Source organism: Thioalkalivibrio sp. ALE11, assembly GCF_000381205.1.
In the GTDB taxonomy this organism is placed as follows: Bacteria; Pseudomonadota; Gammaproteobacteria; order Ectothiorhodospirales; family Ectothiorhodospiraceae; genus Thioalkalivibrio.
Window position 1 is genome coordinate 1 of record NZ_KB906202.1, and the last position, 6,447, is coordinate 6,447.

The 6,447-nt window shown below is 68.5% G+C and carries 5 protein-coding genes and 2 tRNA genes; 6 read left to right on the plus strand and 1 reads right to left on the minus strand.

Annotation, left to right across the window (positions count from 1 at the left end; all coding sequences use genetic code 11):
- The first annotated feature begins 397 nt into the window (after positions 1-397).
- A tRNA-Val gene (locus tag F620_RS0113945) sits at positions 398-472 on the plus strand.
- 335 nt (positions 473-807) lie between these two features.
- Here F620_RS0113945 and F620_RS0113950 read toward each other — a convergent pair.
- A tRNA-Ser gene (locus F620_RS0113950) sits at positions 808-897 on the minus strand.
- A gap of 265 nt (positions 898-1,162) precedes the next feature.
- Here F620_RS0113950 and F620_RS0113955 point away from each other — a divergent pair.
- The 5 genes from F620_RS0113955 to F620_RS0113975 all read left to right on the plus strand — a co-directional run bounded on the left by F620_RS0113955 (position 1,163) and on the right by F620_RS0113975 (position 6,258).
- Positions 1,163-3,265 carry a SulP family inorganic anion transporter gene (locus tag F620_RS0113955; RefSeq protein WP_019571063.1) on the plus strand — a complete coding sequence of 701 codons (2,103 nt, stop codon included), beginning with the start codon at positions 1,163-1,165 and terminating at the stop codon, positions 3,263-3,265.
- Positions 3,266-3,358: 93 nt separating this feature from the next.
- The gene (locus F620_RS0113960; RefSeq protein ID WP_019571064.1) at positions 3,359-4,048 is read left to right on the plus strand and encodes a Bax inhibitor-1/YccA family protein; all 690 of its coding nucleotides are present in this window, start codon (positions 3,359-3,361) and stop codon (positions 4,046-4,048) included.
- A gap of 109 nt (positions 4,049-4,157) precedes the next feature.
- Complete coding sequence (locus F620_RS0113965; RefSeq protein ID WP_019571065.1) at positions 4,158-5,165, plus strand: D-2-hydroxyacid dehydrogenase; 1,008 nt, start codon at positions 4,158-4,160, stop codon at positions 5,163-5,165.
- Positions 5,166-5,184: 19 nt separating this feature from the next.
- Entirely contained in the window at positions 5,185-5,424 is a 240-nt protein-coding gene (locus tag F620_RS0113970; RefSeq protein ID WP_019571066.1) for a SlyX family protein, read from the plus strand.
- A gap of 15 nt (positions 5,425-5,439) precedes the next feature.
- On the plus strand, positions 5,440-6,258 hold the full coding sequence (locus F620_RS0113975) for a class I SAM-dependent methyltransferase (RefSeq protein WP_019571067.1): 819 nt from the start codon (positions 5,440-5,442) through the stop codon (positions 6,256-6,258).
- Positions 6,259-6,447: the final 189 nt, after the last annotated feature.

Here is a 6,447-nt window from a genome sequence, read left to right on the forward strand (position 1 = left end):
TCCGTGTCTTCGGGACAGGGCATGAGAGGCCGGTGAGGAGAACCCCTGGCGCTCCTATGAGGCACCCCTTCCCCGGAAGGGCTGACCCTCGCCCGTAGAGAAGGGCAGCTCCGCGACGAAGTGAAGTCCGGTCGGTAACCAACCCGCGTATATCAGAGTGATCCACCGTCGCAATCCGCTTCTCGTGCCCTGCCTCGAAGGCATGGAAAACAGGAGGTCTCGATCGAACACTACAGCCAACCGTTGACAGGTCAATCCATATCAGGAGGCCGGCCCTCCGGCCGATTCCCCGTCCGGCCAATCCCTGCGCCTGATCGGCCAGAGGCTGGCCTCCTACCTGCGGGCGTTCCGCCCCCTTGACCGGACGCCGCCGGAGCCTTACATTACGCCTCTTCCGGGGCGGTTAGCTCAGCGGTAGAGCACTGCCTTCACACGGCAGGGGTCGCTGGTTCGAACCCAGCACCGCCCACCAGATTTCCCGGAGAAGCGGCCCGTGGCATTGCTCGGGCCGCTTTTTCGTGTGGGGTAATGCCCGGTGAGGCGTCGGCCCTGTGGGAGGCCAGCCCCCTGGCCGATTGCAGGAGGCCAGCCCCTGGCCGATTGCAGGAGGCCAGCCCTCTGGCCGATTGTAGGAGGCCAGTCCCCTGGCCGATTGTAGGAGGCCAGCCCCCTGGCCGATTGTAGGAGGCCAGCCCCTGGCCGATTGTGGGAGGCCAGCCCCCTGGCCGATTGCAGGAGGCCAGCCCTCTGGCCGATCGGGCTCGGGATACACCACATCGGCCAGAGGGCTGGCCTCCTACGGAATTCTGGCGGAGAGGGAGGGATTCGAACCCTCGAGGGGCTTGCACCCCTGCCGGTTTTCAAGACCGGTGCAATCAACCACTCTGCCACCTCTCCGGAGGCGCACATTCTCCGCGAGCGTCCCGTGGCTGGCAACTCTGCCGGTCAGCCACACATACATCGCTCCAGAACTATGTGTCGCATAGAAAGAGTTTGATAGAAGAAAATAACGATCTTCCGTAAAATCGCGGCCCTGTCCTTCCCCGCCGGATACGCCTCCCGCGGTCCGGCGCCGGTGCCTCTCCTCCGGACACGGCACCGGCACGAAATTCAGTGACCGCCCCGGAGACCGGCGACGGGGCGCAACCCGAGGCCGACCATCATGAATTCGATGCTGCTCAATCTGTTTCCCTTCCTGCGCTGGCGTCCCACCAAGGACACCATCAACGCGGATCTGATTGCCGGCATCTCCGTCGCCCTCGTCCTCATCCCGCAGTCCATGGCCTACGCCCAGCTGGCCGGGCTGCCGCCGGTTTACGGGCTGTACGCCTCCCTGCTGCCGGTGATGATCGCCGCCCTGTGGGGCTCCTCGAACCAGCTGGCAACGGGGCCGGTGGCGGTGGTCTCGCTGCTCACGGCCTCGGCCCTGATCCCGCTCGCCGCCGAGGGCTCATCCGAATTCATTGCCCTGGCGATCGTACTGGCGTTCCTGGTCGGGGTGGTCCAGCTGGTACTCGGACTGTTCCGGCTGGGCTCGATCGTCAGCTTCATCTCGCACCCGGTCATCGTCGGCTTTACCAACGCCGCGGCCATCATCATCGCCCTGTCGCAGCTCAACAAGATCCTGGGCGTGTCCGTGGACACCAGCGGGCACTTCATGGTCGGCCTGTGGGGCGTGCTGCAGCAGATCGGCGACGTGCACCTGCCGACGCTGGCCTTCGGGCTCGGCGCGATCGCGCTGATGGTCGCCATGAAGCGCCTGGTACCGAAGATCCCCGGCGTCCTGGCCGCGGTGGTCATCACCATCCTCATCAGCTGGGCCATCGGTTACGAGCAGAAGGCCGAAGTGGCGGCCGACCGGGTCGCACCGGCCGACGTGGTCGCCCTGGCCGAAGAGGTCGACTCCCGTTCCGGCGCGCTGGCCGACATCGAACAGCGCATCCGCGAGCTGGAGGCCGAGGTCGACGAGGTCGAACGCGCCGAGGCGGTACGCATCCGCCACGAGATCGACACCCTCGGCCTGGAGCGCGACGAACAGCGCAGCGAACTGCGCGATCTGCGCGACCAGCTCGGCGCGATCAGCCTGCGCCGTGTCCCCGGCGAAGACGACGCCCCGGCCCGCTTCATCCGCGAAGACCACCTGACCGACGCGGAACGCGAACAGGCCGACAGTACCGACTGGCGCATCGAACGGGTCGACAACGACACCATGCACCTGGACGGCGGCGGCTCGGTAGTCGGGAACGTGCCACAGGGTCTCCCCGCCCCGACCATCCCGGACCTGAGTCTCGGCAACATCATGACGCTGCTCACCACCGCCTTCGTCATCGCCCTGGTCGGCTTTACCGAGGCCATCGCCATCGCCAAGGCCATGGCCGCGCGCACCGGCCAGCGGCTGGACCCCAGCAAGGAACTGATCGGGCAGGGCCTGGCGAACATCTCCGGGGGCTTCACCCAGGGCTATCCGGTGTCGGGGTCGTTCTCGCGCTCGGCGGTCAACCTCAATTCCGGGGCCAAAACCGGCCTGTCGTCGGTCTTTACGGCGGTGATCATCGGCATCGCCCTGCTGTTCCTGACCCCGCTGATCTACCACCTGCCGGAGGCCGTCCTCGCCGCCATCATCATGATGGCCGTGGCCGGGCTGGTGAACTTCAAGGCGATCAAGCACGCCTGGGTGGCCAACAAGCACGACGGCATCGCCGCCATCGTCACCTTCCTCGCCACCCTGGCCATGGCACCCAACCTGGACTATGGCATCCTCACCGGGGCGGGCCTCGCGATCATCCTGTACCTCTACCGGTCCATGCAGCCGCGCGTGAGCGAACTGGCCCGCTACGAGGACGGCACCCTGCGCGAGGCGCGCCGCTACGGCCTGCAGACCGACGAAAAGATCGCGCTGATGCGCTTCGACGGTTCGCTGTACTTCGCCAACGTGCCCTACTTCGAAGACGCGGTGCTGGATCTGGCCGCCAGCCACCCTCAGGCGAAATACATCATCATCGTCGGCAAGGGGATCAACGAGATCGACGCCTCCGGCGAGGAGACCGTGCACCAGCTCGTGCATCGGCTGAAGGCACGCGGCGTCACCCTGGTGTTCGCCGGCGTGAAGGCCCAGGTGCTGGAGGTGATGGAACGCACCGGCCTGGACGAGCTGATCGGCAAGGACAACATCTTCCGCAGCACCGACCGGGCCGTCGAAGTCTGCCGTGAACGCGTGGGCGAAACGCGAGTCGAAGAACAGACCGGCCAGGAGGGCCGGAGCTGACCCGGGCCCGGCCCGGAGTCCGGCGCGGGTGGCTGCACGGCGCGGCCCTCGGCTGTACACTGACCGCATATTGAACCCAAGGAGGAAACGACCGTGTCCAGAGACCAGATCGTCCGCTCGAAACGGAACCCGTCCAGCACCGGTTCCATCAGCGAGACCATTTCCACCAACAAGGTCATCCGCCAGACCTACACCCTGCTGGCCCTGACCCTGGCCTTCAGCGCGGTCACCGCCTTCGTCGCCATGGCCATCGGTGCCCCGCCGGTCCACTGGATCGTGATGCTTGGCGTGCTGATTGGCGGCCCGTTCGCCATCCACTTCACGCGCAACTCGGTCTGGGGCCTGGTGCTGACCTTTGCCTTCACCGGGACGCTCGGGTTCTTCCTCGGCCCGATCCTGTCGATGTACCTGGGGCTGCCTAACGGCCCGCAGATCGTCGGCAACGCATTCACCGCCACCGCCGTGGCCTTCGTGGCCCTGTCCGGCTATGCGCTGGCCACCAAGAAGGACTTCAGCTTCCTCGGCGGCTTCATCGTGGTCGGCCTGATCGTGGCGCTGCTGGCGATCGTCGCCAACATCTTCCTGGCGATCCCGGCGCTGTCGCTGGCCATCTCCGCGGCCGTGGTGCTGCTGCTGTCGGCGGCCATCCTGTTCGACACCAGCCGCATGATCCACGACCAGGAGACCAACTACGTGGTGATGACGGTGTCGCTGTACGCCAACCTGTACGTGATGTTCCTGCACATGCTGAACCTGTTCCACGCCTTTATGGGCGAGAACTGACGCGCCGGCCGAGCCCGGACCCTCCCGGACTCGCCAGCACGCGGGCCCCGCTCCGGCGGGGCCCTTTTTGTTGGCCCCTGCCCTCCGCCCGATCTCAACGCTGAACCTCATGGCCCAACCGAACCTGCCCTCCGCCCCCCGCGCCGTCTTCCTGGACACGGCCACCGTCGATCGCGACGACCTGGACTTCGCCCCGCTGGACCGCGCTGCCCCGGACTGGGTGCGCCGGGAACGCACGCCCGCCGACCCCGTCGCCATCAGCGAATGCCTGGACGGGGCCGACGTCGCCATCACCAACAAGGTGGTCCTCGACCGCGGCGTGCTCGAACGCAGCCCGCAGCTCAAGCTGATCTGCGCAGCCGCCACCGGCTTCAACAACATCGACGTGGCGACGGCGCGCGAGCTCGGCATCGCCGTGACCAACGCCCGCGACTACGCCACCGACTCGGTGGCCCAGCACGTGATGGCCCTGCTGCTGACCCTGGTCACCTGGCTGGACGACTACCGCGCCGACATCCGCGCCGGGCGCTGGAGCGAGTCCGACCAGTTCTGCCTGCTCGACCACCCCATCCGCACCCTGTCGGGCATGCGCATGGGCATCGTCGGGCGCGGCGTCCTCGGGCAGGCCACCGCGCGCCTGGCCGAGGCCTTTGGCGTGCAGGTGCGCTACGCCCGCAGCCTGCGCGACGCGGAACCCGCCGCGGATCCTGCCGCGGACACCGTGCGCGTCCCCCTGCCGGAGCTGCTGGAGACCAGCGACGTGATCTCGCTGCACTGCCCGCTGACCGACGCCACCCGCAACCTGATCGACGAAGACGCCCTGGACCGCCTGGGCCCTGATGGCCTGCTGATCAACACCGCCCGCGGCGGCCTGGTGGAGCCGCGGGCCCTGGCCGAAGCCCTGCGCGAGAAACGCATCGCCGGCGCCGGCATCGACGTGCTCGAGCCGGAACCGCCGCCGCCCGATCATCCCCTGCTCGCCGCCGACCTGCCGCGTCTGGTGCTGACCCCGCACACCGCCTGGGCCGCGCGTTCGGCGCGGCAGGCGGTGCTGGAGGAGATCGCCGCCAACATCCGCGCCTTCGCCGCCGGCGAGACGCGCAACCGCGTTGACTGAACGCGCACCGGGAGCCCGCATGGCCGTCAGCGACCCCACCCCCGAACAGCGCATCGCGACCCTGGAAGAACGCCTGGCCTATCTGGAATTCAGCCAGGAGGAACAGGCCCGGGTACAGGCCGAACTGCAGCAGGAGAACCAGGCCCTGACCCGGCAGCTCGAATGGCTCCACGGCCGCCTGCGGGCGCTGGAGGCCGCCGCCGGTGATGGCAGCGCGGGCGGGCAGGACACCCCCGAGCCCCCGCCGCCGCATTACTGACCGCGGCCCCCGTCGATGACCCTCGAACTGCGCCCGGTCCCGGAAGACGATCCGCGCGCCCGGGAGCGCACCCGGGCCCTGCAGCGCCGCATGGAAGCCGCCGGCTACGTCCATCGCGGCGACGCGGCGCTGACCCTGGAAGTGGAAGCGGACCGCCTGAGCCTGGTTCTGCAGGGCGGAAAGACGCCGCTGCGCCTGACCCCGGACTTCGTGCGCGGCCGGCAGGGATACCGCCACCCCCGCGCAGCCCACGAGACCCTGGTGCGCGCCGTGGGGCGCGTCGGCGACGACGCGCACATCGTCGATGCTTCCGCCGGACTCGGTCGCGATGCCCTGCTGCTGGCCGCGCGGGGCTGGCAGGTCAGCGCCTTCGAGCGGCATCCGGTCGTCGCCCTGTTGCTGGAAGATGCCCTGCAGCGCGCCGCGCACGCCGGCGACCCGGCCCTGGCCGCCAGCGCCGCCCGCGTGCACCTGTTCCCGCAGGCATTCGCCGCCGATGCCCTGCCCGCGCCCGCCGATGCGGCGGTGTTCGACCCGATGTTCCCGCAGCGGCGCAAGAACGCCGCGGTCAAGAAAGACATGCAGGTCCTGCAGGCGCTGATGGAGGCCCCGGACCAGCGTCCGGGCCAGGCATCCCGGGCGGAAGACACTGAAGAACACGCTGCCGCAAGCGATACGGAAAGCGACGCGGCCGCCACGCTCGCCGCGCTGATCCCCGCCACCCGAGGGCGCGTGGTGGTCAAGCGCCCCGCCGGGGCCGCCCCTCTGCCCGGCACCACGCCGGTCTCCGCCATCCAGGGCCGCGCAGTACGCTTCGACCTCTACCGCGCCTGATCGGCCAGGGGGCTGGCCTCCCACGGATCAAACCCTGCCCCCCGTAGACATGATGGATTGACCTGCCCGACCTCGAGAGCGTGGGTTATGTTCTCGGGGTTGGGACAACCACCTTCAACACAGAGCCAATATCGAGGGGGCAGGTCATGAACCAGTTTAGCGCGGAAGGGATGAAGGATGCAGGGCCGG